Source organism: Prosthecobacter gellanilyticus, from assembly GCF_007992435.1.
In the GTDB taxonomy this organism is placed as follows: Bacteria; Verrucomicrobiota; Verrucomicrobiia; order Verrucomicrobiales; family Verrucomicrobiaceae; genus Prosthecobacter; species Prosthecobacter gellanilyticus.
The window spans coordinates 55,527-72,862 of record NZ_BKAG01000011.1 but is presented as its reverse complement, the minus strand read 5'-3'; the positions used below and the strand labels follow the sequence as shown (position 1 = coordinate 72,862).

The window sequence follows — 17,336 nt, the reverse complement described above, 5'->3', positions numbered from 1 at the left end:
TGGCATCAAGTGATGGCCAAAGCCGGATAGATCGTGACCTGCCTGCCACGTTTGCGGTTCATTCCAGTCACCTCATCTGACCATCGACTGCTCCTGCATGAAGCCGCTTCTCTTTCTCCTTTTCCTCGTCACAGCTTGCAACGCGGAACCGCATCTACCGCCCGGTACCAAGGCGCTTCCGTCCGCCGCCGAGAAAGGCCGGGGACCTCTCGCCTTGGTGAACTTGACTCATCATGTGCTGGGACATGCGAAGGTGTTTGGCGGCAAGCAGCCCGACCTCTTCGTCGCCGGCTATGGCGGGCCTAAGGCGGTGCATCTCTTCCGCTGGGTGGACACGGCGGAATCAGGAGCGCCAGTGTTTGCGCAACCTGCGGAGGTGAAATGTTCCTTCACAGAAAAGGGCGCGGTCTTTCAGGCCGAGGACGGCAGTGTCACCGGCCTTTGGATCGACAAGGCAGATCTGGTCACGACCCATTTTGACACGAAGAAAATGGAGTTCCGCGAGACGAAGCGCGAGAAGCTCCCAACCGAGGTCAAATCAGCATCCAGCCTCGGCGTGTGGATGAATGAGGATGGCAGCCATGACCTAGCCTTTGAGGTCTCCAATGGAGCCAAGAGTCTCGAGGGTCATCCGTGGACTGAAGAGTGGCGGCCCTACAACTCATCCGGCATCTCCAACGGGGAAATGCGCTATCGCTACCTCATGGGTGTCACGGCCAAAGGCGAGGTGAAGCAGATCACGGCCACCAAGAACGAGGTGTATTTCACCATGCACAACGTCACGGCGGTGAATCTCGGCAAGGAGCATGAACGCGATGTCATGACGGGTTCACGCCAGGGAAACCTCGTCTTCTACCACAACAAAGCCTCCGCCGGCTTTGACCTGGAAAAAAGACGTCTGACCGCTGGCCCGGATGGCAATGCGCTGAGGCACCCGAGCATCAGCCCGAGTGTCTGCGCCTATCCAAATGTGCAGAATGGACTGTCGGACATCATCGCCTGCGGTGAGGGCTCGCTCTACTTCTACCGCTTCACCGGAGAGTTCACTCCGGCTGGAGCGCCGGTGTATGAGGACCCCGTTTCCGTGCTTCAGGAGAATGCCGATCTCTATGCTGGCACACTGCCATCGCCGACGACTGTGGATTGGAATGGTGATGGGGTGCTGGACATCCTCGCCGGCAATTCGGAGGGCTTTGTCCTGTTCTTCCAGAACATCGGCAGCAATGACGAACCTAAGTTCCTCCCCGCCACGCGCGTGCAGGCAGGCGGACGTGACATCCAAGTCCAGGCCGGTTATGCCGGAAGCTTGCAGGGACTTCAGGAAGCACGCTGGGGCTACCTCTCGCCCAACGCCATCGACTGGAATGGCGACTCGCTGCTCGATCTTGTCACCGGTGACATCACGGGCGACTACATGATCTACATCAACCGGGGCACCTCCAAGGAGGCAAAGCTTGATCCGGCGCATCCGATCTACTGCGATGGCATCGACCTGCACGGCATGTGGCGCTGCCGCCCTGCCCTGGCGAAGATCGGCGAACGAACCGCGCTCGCCATCATGGACGGCGACGACCGCATGCATCTCTACTGGCGCATCGATGACTACAACGTCGAGGATGGCGGCTTGCTGAAACTCGCGGATGGTAAGCCCATCGGTGCGAGCGGCGGCGTCGGCGGCATGAGCGGACGCTGCAAACTGGACTTCTTCGACTGGAATCAGGACGGGCACCTCGACCTCGTCATCGGCACGGGCCGTGTGAACTCCATCCCCGATCGCGAGAACGGCTCGCCCATGCCGAAGATCGGCAAGAAAACGCTCGGCACCCCATTGCTGATGCTGAACACTGGCAAGAACAGCTACGCCATGCCGGTGCCATTCCGCGACAAGGACGACAAGATCGTCCAGCCTGGCGGCGCGCATGAAACGGGAGCCGTCGGCACCATGCTCGGCGGAGACGGGCCTAACCTTTTAATCTGCAATGAAGCTGGCCGGATGTTCCTGCTTCCCGGGAAAGAGCTGCGGACAACACCGTGACCGGAGTGCTCAGTTCCCAGCCTTGGCCTTGCCCAGGAGCTTGATCGCGACCTCGACCAGCTTCTCTCCGCTGCCCGCTTCACCGCGAGCACTCACCACCTCATAGTTGCCCTGCGGATAGGCTTCGCGGTTCGGCACGTAGCCGATGCTGCCATTGGCTAGCTCAGCAATGAAAGTGTGCTTGAAGGGTGAAGCCTTTTTGATGGCCAGCCCCAACTCCACAAAGATCTCTCCAGGCATCGAGAGGATGGCGACCTCATCACTGAAGCAGATGACCTGCACTTCAGCGATCAGCGGCACGTCCTTCTTGGCCACCGTTTCCAGCGTGGAGACAGCCTCCGCCATCGGCACTGTGCCCAGTTTTTCTGTCATCATGCGCGAGGCCACCTCCTTGGCCTTGGCAATCTGCGCCTCCGTGAACTTGCGACGCTCCAGGGTGACCTTCTCGGCGTAGATGCGCGGGGAATGTGTCGTGACCTTGCTGAGGTTTGGCCATACCGCTGTGGCGGCATCGGCAAGAGCCGTGCCGAGTTCGAGAGTGGTCCTGCGCTTCCCGGAGATATAGTCACCGTGATTGATGTTCCCGCAGCAGCCGTTGGCAAAGAGACAGACCATGCCAGGAGCATGACGCTCGCTCACCAAGCGGGAGAACACGCCAGGATAGTCTGCGGAGATCTTCAAGCCGCCGCCCACGCTCGTAGGATGCATGGCGAAGTTTAGGTAACCCGCCACCGGCTTGCCTTCGGCTTGAAAAACCAGCACACCGAGCTCGGGATCAATCGGGCCCGCAGGCTTCTCTCGGGTTAGGTCAATGCTCTTCGGCTGCCAGATGGCCTCGCTCTGACCTTCACGAAGCACACGACGGTTGAAGCTGATACCTTCGCATTGGCCCCTCGCCACAGTCGGGCTGGCTGGTGCAAGCCTGGCTTTCGCCTCTTTGACGGACTGAGCGATCAGTCCGGGCAGCGCCTGCATGTATTCCAGGCCCGGACCCGAGTTTGCCTTGGTGATCTCGTCAATCAATGAGCCGCGGGCCAGCTGCGGCCCGGTGTGCGTATGTGTGGCCGAGATCATCACATGATCGCCTTCGATCCCGCACTGCTCCTGCACGGCCTTTCTGGCGGCTTCCACGATTGGCTTGGTCGTGCCTGAGAGATCAATCACCACCATGGCCGCGTGCGTTCCGTCCTGCTCGACCACGATGGCCTTCGAGAAGATAGGATCCAGCACACCGCCGACCGCGCGAAAGGCATAGTAGCCGGCCATGGGCGTGCCATTCTTGGGAGTGATCTCCACCTGGGCGGCTCCGACGCGGAACTCACCGGCGCGGGAAGAGGCAAAGGAGAGCAACAGTAAGGCGAAAGAGAGGCTGAGGCGCATCCCTTTGATACGCGATGACAAGCCCTGCTCCGTCAGCGAAGATGGCTACGCCTACCGGAGCTTGAAGCCAATGCCCGCCGCCTTGCGAATACGCACACTGCCCAGCATCAAGATGCCCCCGGCCGCATAGGCCAGATTCGCCAGCCCCAACCAAATACGTAGAACTGAATGGGGGAGAAGTGGAGGATGCTCAGGCTTCAGGCCTGGCATGACCTGGCTGAGAAAAAAGACACCGGTCACCGCAAACAGCAGGAAGCAGACGCCCAGGGCCCAGCGGCAGGCTGAGTGGCCCGTGATCAGGCCTCCGACCAGCATCACCGTGACGAAATACCACCCCGCCGCGATGGCGGCCCAGCCGAACACCTCATGCAACAGCAGCAGCAGGACGACGAGAGTGCCTAACGCCAGATGCGTCCACAAAACAACCCGGGTGAAGTGGACCTCCAGCCTGAGGGTGTTGCCTTTGTAACGTTGCGCGTCGAGCATTTGACGAGCGCAGACTGCGGCAAATCACCTGCGGGTCAAATTATCTTTAACCAAGGATTCGATGCTGGAGTTCACGTCAATCCACAGGCTGTCCTTCGGCAGTTTGCGACCACAGTCATGGCACATGTTGTTAGTCACCAGCAGACCGGCGCTGCCCTGCGTGCTCCAGACGGCCATGGCGCTGAGTCCGGTAAAAGTGTTCCCCGTGATAGCGCAGTCCTGCCCGCCGTCCACAAAGATTCCGGCTCCCTCGTCGATGTGCATCGGGGTCGGGCCTTCCTTCGGGCGCTTGTCCACCCCCGCACCGATGTAGGTGTTGGTAAAACTGTTGGCAGAAATCGAGTTCCGGCCGCTGTCCTTGCTGACCCGGACACCGAACTTGTGCGCGATGACAAAGGTGTTCGCGCTCACCGCGCAGCCATGGGCATCCCGCAGGTCGATGCCGCCATCCAGGTGATGGGCGATCACGTTGGCACTGAGGGTGATGCCATAGCAGTCGCGGTCCAGAATGACGGCGATTCCATTGCACTCCTCGATCATGTTGCCACTGACCACTGAGCCATAGGTGTTCTCGATCACCACACCATGGCGGAGGTGGTCGTCCACATTGTTGCCATTCATGCAGAGATTGAAGCTGTCGATGCAGTGCAGCGCATCCAGGTTCTCCTCGAAGTGATTCGCGTTCACCACGATGTCGTGACAGTCAAAAATCTCGACACCACACTTTTTGTTATAAGTGAGGATGCAGTCCGCGATGCGCGGATCCTCAAAGCAACCCACCAGATGAATACCGCTGGCACCATGATGATCGATGCTCATGCCCTCGAAATAGATCTCCTGGATGTACTCTGCCAGGACACCATCACCACTCTTCTCCTGACCTTCGATGCGAAAATCCGCAAGCTGCACGCGCCAGAGGCGGGCCTTCTTGTCTTTATCCAGTGTCGGCGGGCGGATGATGATGGCAGGCTTGCCCTCTTCGTTGAGGTTTTTGATCCAGGTGGAGGCACCGGCACCGATGACACGGGTGTCCTCCGTCTTGATGACCAGCGGCTCGCTGATCTCCACCTTTCCAGGTGGCAGTTTCACCACCCCACCCGTGACAGGCACCGCATCGAATGCCGCTTGGATCGAGGGGAACTTCGCCGCGTCGATCTCGACGGGAAGTGGAGCCGGGTCAGCGGCATGAAGGGAAAGAGCAGCAACGACGAGGCAGCCAAGGAAGAGAGTGCGCATGCCTTACCAACGGACAGCCATCGGCCTTTTTCCGCACTCTCGGGATGGTCACCTATACTCTTATGGCACAAGGCTCGCATCCCAGGCCCACAGCGGGGTGATGGATCCTGACTCCACCCAGCCGCGCAGATTCTCGGGGCTGCTCGGAATCTCGACGTAGAACCAGGCGCCGCGCTTCTCCAAAGTGCGCACCTGAGTGCCGGGAGGCAGGGCGATGACACTGCCGCTGGTGACCGTGGCGGAGGTGTAGGAATTCACATCCGGAAGAGTCACCACGCTGATGTCCTTCACACGCTCAGGTCCCAGCGGGCGCAAGGCCGCGAAGGCACCGGCTGGCAGGGCCACCATGATGCTGACCACGCAGACCACCACCGCCCAGGGAGAGGAGCGGAACACGCGCCAGGTCAGCGCCAGCAGAAACAGCCACGCACCGGCAGCGGCGAGGATGAGCCACTCATTCGTGGTGAGCCAAAGGCTGGCCAGACGCAGCGGCGAGCTCTCTCCAAAGGTCAGATAGCGGGTGCGCTCAAAGATATGACGCAGGTTCTGCTTCAGCTCAGGATTGCGACCGTCCAGCAACTGTGCGCGCTGATACCACAGCGCCGCACGCCCCATGTCTCCCTGACGATAACGGGCATGACCGATGACTTGAAACAGCTCCGCGCTGAGCTGCGGCGGTGTCTTCTTGGTCAGCGACTCAGCCAGATACTGCGCGCGGGAGAAGTTGCCCTTGTCCAGTTCAGTGACGGCATCGCGATACACATCATCCGGTGACGCCGCCACGGCTTTGGGAGCCTCAGCGCCTTGCAAGACTGAAGCAGAGAGGACAAAGGCCAACGCGATGACACTCAGCTTCGCCAAGGTCTGGCGCATGAGCGCAGCGAGGGTGCTGTGAATCTCACGACGTGCCGCAGGCTCCAGGGAAGGCGTGTTGGATGCAGTGAAATTGGTCGCCTCATAGCGGTCCAGAATCGCCTGTACAGGTCCGGTGGCGCGCTGGCTGCCATTCACCTGCTGGATGAACTGGGCGGCTTCACGCAGGAATTCTTTGTCACTCGTTCCAGAGCGGTTGCTGGCCGCCTCAAACTCCTCCCAAGCCAGACGCAGGCTGCCCGCGTTTCCGGCGAGAGCCTCAGCGCGGCGGCGACGAGCCACGGCGAGCAGACAGGCAAGCACGAGCAAGCTCACGGGCACAGCCTGCAGAGACCAGAAGGCGCGGCTATGAAGCAGCAGCACACTGGTCGGAGCCAGCCAGTTCGAGCGATCCGGTGGCCTAACCAGAATGTCCGTGATGTCCGCCTGCGGATCCGCGACCGGCGGTGGTGCCTGCACATCGGTGACTGTTGTCGCGGTTCCCGCACCTGCGGATTCCACGCCAGCAGTCGCTGGTGCAGGCTTCATGTTCAGCGGGATAGGCTCGGTGCGCAGAACCACATACTGCTTCTGGGAAGGACTGAAGTAATTCAACTCAAAGGCCGGCAGAACGGGATGCACCGCCTCAGGCACCAGCACCTGAGTATAACCAATCTTACGTTCAAGGGTGGGTGTCTGGTTTTGATCCATCGGCCCTTCGATCACATAACGCTTGGCGGGATATAGCTTCCAGCCGCCATTGGACACAAGCGAAGGCGTAGTCAGCGCATCAAAGTTCCCTGCCCCGGCAACGGCGATCTCAGCGGAGATGGGATCACCCACCGTCAGGTCGGTTGGAGAAGCTGACGCAGTCATCTGGAACTCACCCACGGCGCCGCTAAAGTTCGCGGGCTTGCCCTCCGCTGGCAGAGGCAGGACCTTCAGTGTGACTTGCTGGCTCTTGACCTCCAGCTTGCGGGGTTCTGACATGCCCGGGAAGAATCCGGGCGGGAAGTTTTGCCCGAAGCCTGGCGGGAAGTTGCCGCGCTGCTGCTGCCCTTCCATAGGCACTTCCACCAGGAGTTCCAGATTGGCCGGACCCACCTTCAAATCTCCAGTGCGCAGCGAGGAAAGAGTGCTGCGGAAGGTCAGCACGTAGTAGCCAACGCCATCAATGATGGTGCTGCTCTGCTCATTCGTCTGAGGGAAGCGGGCGATGGCGAAGTCACTCTTCTCCATCTCAATGAGTCCGAGACGGCGAAGCTGCACCACGCGTGGCATGTATAGACTGACGTTCACCGGCACGACCTCGCCCTGATAGATCTCCTTCTTCCCGAGCTCGATCTGGAGGATGGGCTTGTTCGGGTCATCTCCGGCATCCTGGCGGAAATCGCCGCCGCCATTCTCGACCGTGAGCTTGACCTCGTTCGTGGTCAGATTCTGCCCGTCCACCACCAGGGTCTGGGTGGGAATCACGAACTCCCCAGGCTCGCTAGCCACGATGCCCCAGGACAACTGCAGAGAGACTGACTGGCGGCCGTTGACGATCTGGATCTGCTGGGAGCTGCTCACACCGCTCTGCTGCTGGATCTGCAGAGGGAAACGGAGATTGGGCAGGCTCTGCGCCTGACCGTCCTGCACGGTGATCACGTAGTTAATCACTTGGTTGGGCCTGGCGGTGGCCGGCTGCACGTAGGCACGGACTGTGGCGGCATGCCCCGCGACGGCGGAAAACAGCGCCATGGCCGCGGCGAGGAGACCAAAGAGTGATGTAGATCTGGGAGTTAAAAAATGCATGAAACTTGGACGCTTGGATGCCGGTGGTGCGACGTGAGGAAGCTGGAAACTCATGAGCATCAGATTCACCAGTCCTTGCCTTTCACGGGTTGATCTCGGGGACGGACAATCATGGCCTTCTTCTGATCGTCAGCATAAGTGCGCAGGAAGGACCGGGCCTCATTGCGGCTGAAACCAGTGGCTTCATTCTCCTGGTTTTCCGCCATCTCGGCCTCACGGCGTTCACGGGACTCCCGAGCTTCCGGACTCTCGTCCTTGCCCTGCTCACCTGCCTGGAGCTGGCCTTCTTTTTCCTTCTCTTTGTCACCAGCGCCTTTGCCCTCTTCTTCACCTTCTTTTTTGCCGAGGCTCTCCTTGCGCGACTTGTCTTCATCGCCTTCGCCCTCGCCTTCTTGCTCGCCGTTTTCGCCCTTCTCGCCGTCCTGGTCCTCACCGTTTTCGCCCTTTTCCCCCTTCTCGCCTTTCTGGCCCTTCTTCTTGTCGCCTTTGTTGCCCTTGCCGCCCTTTTGCTGCTGCTGGTTCAACTGCTGCTGGAGCTGGTCCAGGCGCTTCTGCACGAACTCGCGGTTCTCCTTCACCTCTTTGTTAGCCGGATCGATGGCGAGGGAGGCATCAAAATGCTTCACGCTGTCACGCCAGGCTTTGAGGCTGAACTTGGGCTGCTTGGCCAGGGCTTTGTCCCCCTGGTCATAGAGACTGTGCGCCAGACCGCGGTGGGCGTGGTTTTGAATCGTCGAGTCCGTGCTCTCCAAAGCCTGGCTGAAACCTCCGACCGCACGATCATAGTCCTTCAACTGGTGCGCGGAGGCTCCCAAGCCAAACGCATACTGCTCATGCTGGCGGGCGGGCCCCTTTCCCTTGAGCAGCTCGTCGTAAAGCTTCGCGGCGTCCTCGAAATCACCTTTCTCAAAGGCTTGGTGAGCGGCGGCAGGCTCAGTCTTCTTTGAGGAAAAGATGGCGCTCAGCCAGGAGCCTTCGGCGGCCTGGGCATCAGGCCCGAGGGCCATCGTGACCAGAAGGGCAAACACGGGGGCGGAGGAGGTGGTTTTCATACGAGCGGAGGGGCGGATGAACCAGGCGAGGAGAAGTAACAATACACCAATAGACAACGGCCAGTAAAAACGCTCAATCGGTTTAACCAATTCACGGGCGGCATTGGTCTGCGCCTGGAGAGAGGTCACCAGATCACGCACCACCCCCTCGGCCAGGGGCTGGGAACCCAGCTTCAGATACCGTCCGCGAGTGACCGTGGCGATCTCCTGGAGCGCGCCGGGTTCGAGCTTGGTCTTGACCACATTTCCCTCGTTATCGCGGACGAAATCCCCTGTGCGCTCGGGATCAGGGTCAGGAATCAAGGCTCCTCCCTCCGTGCCCACGCCGACGGTCAGCACCAGGATGTTCTTCTTGGCGGCCATCTGGGCGTAAGCAGCAATCTCGGCATCAGGCTCGCCACCATCGCTGAAGAGAATGAGGCCGTGATTGCGGGCCGGGCTTTTCTCAAAGGTGTCGATGGCCAGTTTGAGAGCACGGCCAAGCTCGCTGCCCCCACGTGGCACGGAGGTGAAGTCCAGAGATTGCACCGCTTCAATGACGGCGTCATGATCCGTGGTCAGCGGCGCCTGGAGGTAGGCATTGCCAGCGAAAGCGATCAAACCCACGCGATCGTTCTTCAAAGCGGGAAGCAGGTCCTGGATGGCCAGCTTGGCGCGAGTCAGGCGGTCAGGCACCACATCGTTCGCCAGCATGGAGCGGGAAGTGTCGATGGCGATGATGATGTTCCTGCCGGACTCCTGCTGGACCACCTTGTCCTCGCCCCAAACAGGCCGCGCCAGGGCCACGATGAAGGCCGCCAGGGAGAGAAGCTGAAGCGCGAAGATGAACCAGGTCCTGCCACTGGACACACCCGTGATCAACTCAGCGCGGAGTCGCGGCGCGGCAAACATCTCCTGCACCCGGCGGGCACGCCAGTCTGCCCACAGCTTCAGCGCCACAAGAGCGGGCAGCAGCAGGAGAAAGTAGAGAAACTTGATGGCGAGAAAGGACATGAAAAACGAGGCAGGAAAACGAACAGGATGGCGACTCACGTGGTGACCGTCATCGGCGCGGCGTTCAGGAAGGTCAGGCGCAGCAGCAGCGCGAGAGCCAGCAGCGCAGCGGCGAGTGTCAGGGGATAGAAGAACAGCTCCTCCGTCTCAGAAACGGTGCGCTTCTTGATCTCCTTCTTCTCGAGCTTGTCGATGGTGTCGAAGATGTCCTGCAGGGCACCGAGATCCTGGGCCATGTAGAAGCTGCCGCCGCCGATGTTCGCCACAGCCTGAAGAGTGGCCTCGTCAAACTCCTGACGACCACTGGTGATGACGCGGCCGTTTGGCAGCGGGATCATGTGCACGCCCGGTGTGCCGATGGCGATGGTGTAGATCTTGACGCCCAGCGTGGCCGCGAGCTTGGCCGCATCCTGAGGACTGAGCTTGCCGCTGTTGTTCGCGCCGTCCGTAAGGAGGATGATGACTTTGCTCGGAATGGTCTCTTTATCCAGACGACGAGCCGCCGCCGCGAGACCTGAGCCGATGGCCGTGCCATCCTCCATGATGCCGGTTTGCACGCGGTCGAGGTTCGACTCCAGCCACTCGCGATCGAGAGTCATCGGACATGGATAGTAGGGCGCTCCAGCAAAGGCGACGATGCCGATGCGGTCAGATTTGCGACCACGGATGAAGTCACGCATCACGCGCTTGGCCGCGGTGAGGCGGTTCACCGGGCTGCCGCCGATGTAGAAGTCCTCGATGAGCATGGAGAGCGAAACGTCCACCGTGAGACAGATGGCGATGCCTTCCGTGTTTTCCTCATCATGGGAGATCACTTTCTGCGGGCGAGCCAGGGCGATGATGGCCGCAGTCAGGCTGATCAGCACCAAACCAAAAGTGAAACCACCACGTGCGCTGCGTGTCCTGACGCCCATCTCTCGCAAAACAAAGGCGGTGGAGAAGGCGATGGTCGGCGCCTTGCCCGTGCGGCCGCGCCACCAGGCCATGAGAGGCAGCAGAAGGAGCAGCAGCAGCCACTCAGGACGGCCAAAGATCGTGTTAGGCAGAAACGGGATGCTCATGAGCGATCCTCCTCCAGGTGAGCGATGGCTTTTTGCACAAGCGAGCTGGCTTCATCTACATCCGCAGGCACCGGGGCGAAGGCCAGGTGGTCCCACAGCTCGGCGAGAGAGGCATACTTCTGCAAACGTGACGTGGTGTTGGGAGCACTCTTCGTCTCAAACAACTCATGCGTGGTCCGGAATGGTGCCGGGATCTTGTAGCGATCCAGGAAGTAGACACGCAAAGTCTCCGAGACATCTGCCGCGGTCTTGGCCGGCGGTTGCGAGGAGCTCTGCCCCAGGATCTCACGCAGCCGGTTCATGGCCACGCTCCAGGGGCGCTTCAGAGGGATGGGCTTCATCTTCGCCGGACGCACCAGCAAGAAGACCACCAGCGCCAGCATGATGAGCACTAGAGCCGCTCCCGCCGCATAGACCCACCATTCAGGCCCTGGTTTGACCAGGCTCGGGTCCGGCAGTTTCGGATGAGGCAGTGGCTGCAGCGGCGGTGCCTGCTGGGCCTGCTGCGCGAGGAAAGCGTAAATGAAGGCCAGCATCAGCGTTTCCTCCTTTTGCGTGAACGGAAATAGGATTTGAGCGCCGGGACATAGTCCTCGTCCAGACGCACATGGAGCTTCTCCACGCCATATTTGCGCAGAGTGCGGGAGAGACTTTCCTGCCGCTCACCGACACGCTCTGCATACAGTCGGCGGACGGCAGGATTGGAGGTGTTCACCACATACTGCTCCCCGGTTTCAGGATCCTGAAGACAGACACGGCCTGCCTTGGGAAGTTCCCATTCATGGGGATCGGTGATCTGCGCGGCCACGACATCATGCTTCGCCGCAACAGAGCGGAGGCTGTGCTCCCAGGCCTGATCCTGCGTGAGGAAGTCAGACACCACCAGGACCAGGGCCCGGTGCGGAATGCGCTCCATGGCCAGATCAAGCGCGGGTGTGAGATTGGTGCGCCGGCTCTTGGGTGTGAGATTCAGAATATCGCGAAGGCAGCGAAGAGCGTGCGAACTCCCCTTCTGGGCTGGCAGATAGTGCTCGATCTGATCTGAGACGAGAATGAGGCCGACCTTGTCCTGATTCTGGACGGCACTGAAGGCAAAGACTGCGGCCACCTCGGCGGCCCGCTCACGCTTGCTATCCTCGCCGCTGCCATAGTCACCGGAACCGCTGACATCGACGACCAGCATGACGGTCAGCTCACGCTCCTCGATGTACTTCCTAACAAAAGGTTCGTTCATGCGCGCCGTGACGTTCCAGTCGAGAAAACGCACATCATCGCCAGGCTGGTACTCGCGGAAGTCATCAAACTCGATCCCCTGCCCTTTGAACCGGGAGTGATAGGCACCCCCGAGGGTCTCCTTCACGATTCCTCGTGTGATGAGCTCGATCTTCCTCACACGCTTTAAAATGCGCGTGAGGCGTTCGTCTTCCGTTTCAGGTTTCGCGCGGTTCACAGTTCTCGGTTCTCGGTTCTCGGTTTCTGAGCATGACGCGCTTTCATAGTGCTCACAGGCCGGGGATTGCTGGAAAGATATTGGATAAATGCTCCAATCTTACCACGCGTGGAAGCTGCTGAAGCATACAAGGGATCAAAGGTCTCTACCGTAATATGTCCGCGATCAAGGCAGCGATAGAGTTGGCTTTGAAGTTCGGAGCATGAGCGTTTCGAGTATTGAAGAAAACGGATAAACTCAGGGTTGGTGCCCGAATCAAAACCTTCTGCAATATTGTCCATGATGGAACCCGACGAACCAGACATCTGATCTTTCAGACCATAATCACGATCCAAAGTCGTTTGGGACGAGATACGAAAGATCTCCTGGCACAGGTTTCGTGCCATCTGCCAGCCTTCGATGTCTTCAAATCTCTTTATTGTCATAGTCGCGAGGATGCGCCTTTCACAGCCAACTGTGAACCGAGAACAGCGAACTGAGAACTTTTAGGGGACGGGAAGTTTATCGAGCAGTTGCTTGATCACATCTTCGGCGGTCACGCCCTCGGCCTCGGCTTCGTAGCTCAGGAGAATACGATGGCGGAGGATGTCCGGGGCGAGGTCCTTGATGTCCTGCGGAGTGACGTAGTTACGTCCGGCGAGGAAGGCGAGGGCCTTCGCGGCGAGGGCGAGGTTGATGGTGCCACGCGGAGAGGCACCGCAGCGGATGAGCAGCTTCAGATGCGGGGCCACGGAGCCTGGATCGCGTGTGGCATGGATGATGGAGACGATATAGTCACGGATCTTCTCGTCCACGTAGAGGCTGTTCACGATGGTACGGCTGGCCACGATGTCCTTGGCCTCGATGATCTGGTTCACATCCAGCTTGGGAGCACTGGTAGCCATGGCATCCAGCACCTGGCGTTCTTCAGCAGGAGTCGGATACACCACGCGCACTTTGAGAAGGAAACGGTCAAGCTGCGCTTCAGGCAGCGTGTAAGTACCTTCCTGGTCGATCGGGTTCTGCGTGGCGAGCACCATGAAGGGATCCGGCAGCTTGTAGCTGGATTCACCGATGGTGACCTGACGCTCCTGCATGGCTTCCAGCAGCGCGCTCTGCACCTTCGCAGGAGCACGGTTGATTTCGTCCGCGAGCACGAGGTTCGCAAAGATCGGCCCGAGACGTGGCGAGAAGGTGCCGTCCTTCGGATGATAGACCATGGTGCCGACCACGTCTGCTGGCAGAAGGTCAGGCGTGAACTGGATGCGCTTGAAGGTCGTGTGCAGAGCGCTGGACAGAGTGCGCACGGCGAGAGTCTTGGCCAAACCGGGCACACCTTCGAGCAGCACGTGACCATTGGTCAGCAGGGCGACGAGGAGGCGGTCCACCAGATGTGTCTGGCCAATAAGCACCCGGGCAATCTCCGCACGCAACGGCGGCACCCACGAGGCAGATTTGGCGATGGTTTCCTGATCAGGGATCGAAGCGGCAGGTGAGGAGGCGGTCGTGTCAGACATGCGAGCGTAAACGGTCAATGGGGGCTGGTTCAGAGTCAAGGCAGGAGACTCATGTTCAAAACGTTGCCGGAGGGATATTTTTGATCCTCAACGCGGCCTTTGCGAGGCAACTTCCACAAGAAATCAGCCTAGCTGTCTAGATAGGAATGAAGACTGGGACGTTTTAGCGCCCGACAGGCACGGCCTTTTGGGTCTCCGTGGGCACCTGAGCATCATCCGCGACCGGGGATCCCGGCGTGGCGCGCTGGGCTTTGGGAGCCGAGGGCACGGAGTACCAGTTGAGCTGCGGCACTGCGGAAAGCTGGACCCAGTTCTGTGAGCCGAGCTTCATCCACTCAAGCTCGACGATGGCCCAGACCTGTGAGCCCCATGGAATCTTGTCACGCAGTTCGCGGCCAAGATCAGAGTCCTTGTCGATGAAGATCACGCTGGCGAAAGGGTTCGGCGGAGCCGGGCTGATGCGGAACACATCCTTGTTGGAGACATTCGGCACCTTGTCCTCAAAGTAATGCGTGCGGGTGATGCCCACATGGAAACGCGCAGGACCTTCCTGGTAACCCGCGAGGAATTTTTCCAGGAGGCGGTCTTTGAACTCTACGAAGCTGAGCCAGTCGACCTTGAAGCGGCCCTGGCTCATCTCCAGCATCACAGGCACAGGAAATTCCCAGGTTTTGCTTTCCAGACCAAAGACAGCGTGGGGACCGCCACCCATCTGCGGCTTCGGATCGAAACGCACCAATCCGATGGAATCGACGGTGATCGGACCATCGGGATTCGATGAATAGTAGCGCTCCATGATCGGGCGCATGACATCCGCACCGAGAGTGAACTCCAGGCGCTCCTTCAGATTGGCGGCCAGGAGGAACTTTTGCAGCGCCTCAGCAGCCGGAAGAGCTTCCTTGGTGATGTCGTCCAAACGCACGCCAGAACCGGCGGACATCTCACCTGACGGGGGAGCAGGAGCATCCAAAGGACTCATGCCATTCTTCCCCTTCGGAGCTGTCAGTGCGGTCTGCATATCCGCCAGTCCGCCCTTCGGAACGTCCAGAGTCGGCGGGGTCGAGGCAGACACCACGGGCTCAGCCTTGAGGATGGTCGGGTTATCCAGAGGTGCTGTTGCGGTGGCGGGAGGTGGCACAACGGCAGACAAACCCTGCGGCGGAGCCTCGTCAGGATCAAAGGTGGCCGGAGACTTGGCAGGAGCCGCGTCTGCTAGTTTTGGAAGGGTGCCTTGGGCTGGCTCACCCGCAGGTGACTTGGCAGCCTTGGGCGATGGCTTCTCCGTGGAAGGCGCAGGTGATGGGACATCCGCCACTTCGGCAGAGGCTACAGCACCTGGGATCATGGCCTTCACCGTTGCCACGGCCTGCATGATGGGCTCACGGAACAACCAGCCGGCAGCCACCAGGAAACCTCCCAGGAACAGCAGCGCCAAACCGATCATGAACACGTTCGAGGCCCGCTTGGGCTTGTTCACAGGACGGGAGCGAGAGGCACTGGCCCCAGGAGAAGACGGCAAAGAGAGGCCGGCATTGCCCTCGGGGGCTGAGCTGGAACTGGCCTGTGGAGCCGACGGGATGCCACGAGAGAGCAAGCCTGCTGAAGGGGACCTCTCTGAAGAGCCCATCATGGGCAGGGTCGGAGCTCCAGGGATCAAGGCACTATGCCCGTGACCACTCGGACGTGTAGGAAGTGAGGGATGCGCCGATTCTGCGGGAGCGAGCGATGGAGCGGGGCTGGATCCCCAGGCAGGCTGCGGGATAGGAGGTGGGCCGCCAGGACCACCGCCCATCAGGCCACCTCCGGGACTACCAGCAAAAGGAATCTGACCTTCGGAACGACGGGGCGGGAGAAATCCACCCGCTTCCTGAGCTGGAGGAATCAAAGAAGGCGTCTGAGGAGAGAGCGCGGAAGCTGGAACCGACTCCAGCATCGTCTGACCAAAACCAGGATTTTGCCAGGCTGGCGCGGCCGGCGGAAAACCCGAAGGTGCGGAAGCTGGAGGCGGAGACAGAAACCCACCCGCCTGAGAAGGAGGAGAACCTGGGAAAGCGCCTGGCAAGGGCATCACCGGACCAGCCCCTGATCCCAACGGGCGGGAAGCCTGCGGTGCCGGGCTGGATGGAGCAGGCATCGACATGGGAGTAGGCCCAGGGGCCGGCGCTGCCGGACCAAAAGCAGGCGGTGCAAAGGCTGGCGGTGCCGAAACCGTAGGCGCAGGAGACGTCACCGTATTCCCACAAACGGGACAGGGGCCGCTGATCCCGGCCAAGTGCGCCGGGACCGTGAGCACATGCTGGCAACTGCCGCATGCAAACTGGATGACCTCTGGGTTCATGGGGAGGGTGAAAATGCTTAACTGTCGTTTAAAATCGCTCAATTAGATGAGTTCGACAAGCAAGGTTTCTCAGTTTTTTATAATTTTTGTAATTCGATTGTCAGTTAGCCATACCCATCAGATGCCTGAGGAGGTCTTCCTCATGGAGGAGGCCGGAGGGTTCCGACCTAGAATCTACGACCAGACATAGAGAACGGCCTCTTTTCCGTAATCTTTGGAGAGCGAGCAGGGCCCCATCAGTCTCATGGACGACGTCCAAAGTACGCATGTGCTGCCTTACTAGGCGGTCAGCAGGAACCACGGCCGGAAGCGTGCTGAGGTCGATCACTCCGACAAAGGTCCCCTTTTCACCAATGACAGGGAGGGTGCTGCGGTCATGCTCGCGAGCCATGATCTGCGCGGCTGACAAAGGCAGATCTGGAGAAAGGGCCACACTGCGCTTCAAGGGACGCATGAGATCCACCGCGCGCAGGCGGCGGTAGTTGAGCACCTGCTCAATCAGATGGCCGGTGCCCGGAGACAACTGGCCCATCTTTTGCAGAGAGCGGGCCTGCTGACGCAGATCTTCACGGCCCACGGACACATCCGGAATGTTTGACTGGGCATCTGCCGCCAGCTCACGACGGGCAAAGAAGCGGAAGAAAGGCCGCATCAATCCCACCAAGTGCACCAGGGGTGCCAGTGAACGAATGCAGCGGAAGGGGTAACGGCGGAAGAGCTTCTTCGGAAGGATCTCCAGGCCGATCAAGAAAATGGGCAGCGCCACGACAAACGCCGTGAGGTAACCCCAGCCCCCCGTGACATTCACCAGCTTCGAAGCAATGATGACGAAGGCGAAGAGATTCACCACATGGTTGGCCACCGTGATGGAACCGAGCAGCGCATCTCTATCTTCCAGCAGCGGCAGGAGACGCGCAGCGCGCCTGTCCCCTGCCCGCGCGGCATGCCGGACGCGCACACGGCTCACCGCCAGGACGGCGCTTTCCAGTCCGGACAGGGCAAAGGAAAGCGCGAGCGTGACGAGCAGGAGGATCGGCCAGGACATGGGTTGGGAGGCAGACTAGATAAAGAGAACTCTCGGCGAGAGAAGTAGCATTTTACGCGCCCATCTTTCACCAGACGCTTTTCTCTCTTTCCCAAAATCACATTCACGCTAGGAC

Annotated in this window: 13 protein-coding genes; 1 reads left to right on the top strand and 12 read right to left on the bottom strand. The window is 60.0% G+C overall.

Features of this window, described 5'->3' with window-relative positions; genetic code table 11:
* Window positions 1–97 precede the first annotated feature (97 nt).
* Window positions 98–2,035 carry an FG-GAP repeat domain-containing protein gene (locus BGE01nite_RS09630; protein ID WP_146850238.1) on the top strand — a complete coding sequence of 646 codons (1,938 nt, stop codon included), beginning with the start codon at window positions 98–100 and terminating at the stop codon, window positions 2,033–2,035.
* 9 nt (window positions 2,036–2,044) lie between these two features.
* On the opposite strand, the gene BGE01nite_RS09625 is transcribed toward BGE01nite_RS09630, so the two are convergent.
* The 12 genes from BGE01nite_RS09625 to BGE01nite_RS09570 all read right to left on the bottom strand — a co-directional run bounded on the left by BGE01nite_RS09625 (window position 2,045) and on the right by BGE01nite_RS09570 (window position 17,221).
* Window positions 2,045–3,415 carry a neutral/alkaline non-lysosomal ceramidase N-terminal domain-containing protein gene (locus BGE01nite_RS09625; protein WP_146850237.1) on the bottom strand — a complete coding sequence of 457 codons (1,371 nt, stop codon included), beginning with the start codon at window positions 3,413–3,415 and terminating at the stop codon, window positions 2,045–2,047.
* Between the two features lie 51 nt (window positions 3,416–3,466).
* Window positions 3,467–3,901 (bottom strand): hypothetical protein, encoded by a 435-nt coding sequence (locus tag BGE01nite_RS09620; RefSeq protein WP_146850236.1) that lies wholly within the window; start codon window positions 3,899–3,901, stop codon window positions 3,467–3,469.
* A 24-nt stretch (window positions 3,902–3,925) separates the two neighbouring features.
* Window positions 3,926–5,137 carry a right-handed parallel beta-helix repeat-containing protein gene (locus BGE01nite_RS09615; protein WP_146850235.1) on the bottom strand — a complete coding sequence of 404 codons (1,212 nt, stop codon included), beginning with the start codon at window positions 5,135–5,137 and terminating at the stop codon, window positions 3,926–3,928.
* Between the two features lie 60 nt (window positions 5,138–5,197).
* Window positions 5,198–7,732 carry a BatD family protein gene (locus BGE01nite_RS09610; RefSeq protein ID WP_170266696.1) on the bottom strand — a complete coding sequence of 845 codons (2,535 nt, stop codon included), beginning with the start codon at window positions 7,730–7,732 and terminating at the stop codon, window positions 5,198–5,200.
* A gap of 119 nt (window positions 7,733–7,851) precedes the next feature.
* A complete protein-coding gene (locus BGE01nite_RS09605) occupies window positions 7,852–9,831 on the bottom strand; it encodes a vWA domain-containing protein (protein WP_146850233.1) in 1,980 nt (659 codons plus the stop codon).
* Window positions 9,832–9,866: 35 nt separating this feature from the next.
* A complete protein-coding gene (locus tag BGE01nite_RS09600; protein WP_146850232.1) occupies window positions 9,867–10,892 on the bottom strand; it encodes a VWA domain-containing protein in 1,026 nt (341 codons plus the stop codon).
* Window positions 10,889–11,428 carry a hypothetical protein gene (locus tag BGE01nite_RS09595; protein WP_146850231.1) on the bottom strand — a complete coding sequence of 180 codons (540 nt, stop codon included), beginning with the start codon at window positions 11,426–11,428 and terminating at the stop codon, window positions 10,889–10,891. The genes BGE01nite_RS09600 and BGE01nite_RS09595 overlap by 4 nt, the downstream gene beginning before the upstream one ends.
* Window positions 11,428–12,342, bottom strand: a complete 915-nt coding sequence (locus BGE01nite_RS09590) for a DUF58 domain-containing protein (RefSeq protein WP_174770042.1) — start codon at window positions 12,340–12,342, stop codon at window positions 11,428–11,430. Before BGE01nite_RS09590 ends, BGE01nite_RS09595 begins: the two co-directional genes overlap by 1 nt.
* Entirely contained in the window at window positions 12,339–12,767 is a 429-nt protein-coding gene (locus BGE01nite_RS09585; RefSeq protein WP_146850230.1) for a four helix bundle protein, read from the bottom strand. The genes BGE01nite_RS09590 and BGE01nite_RS09585 overlap by 4 nt, the downstream gene beginning before the upstream one ends.
* A 60-nt stretch (window positions 12,768–12,827) precedes the next feature.
* Window positions 12,828–13,838 carry an AAA family ATPase gene (locus BGE01nite_RS09580; RefSeq protein WP_146850229.1) on the bottom strand — a complete coding sequence of 337 codons (1,011 nt, stop codon included), beginning with the start codon at window positions 13,836–13,838 and terminating at the stop codon, window positions 12,828–12,830.
* Window positions 13,839–14,001: 163 nt separating this feature from the next.
* The gene (locus BGE01nite_RS09575) at window positions 14,002–15,315 is read right to left on the bottom strand and encodes a hypothetical protein (protein WP_146850228.1); all 1,314 of its coding nucleotides are present in this window, start codon (window positions 15,313–15,315) and stop codon (window positions 14,002–14,004) included.
* Between the two features lie 961 nt (window positions 15,316–16,276).
* Window positions 16,277–17,221 (bottom strand): CNNM domain-containing protein, encoded by a 945-nt coding sequence (locus tag BGE01nite_RS09570; protein WP_146850227.1) that lies wholly within the window; start codon window positions 17,219–17,221, stop codon window positions 16,277–16,279.
* Between the last annotated feature and the right edge of the window lie 115 nt (window positions 17,222–17,336).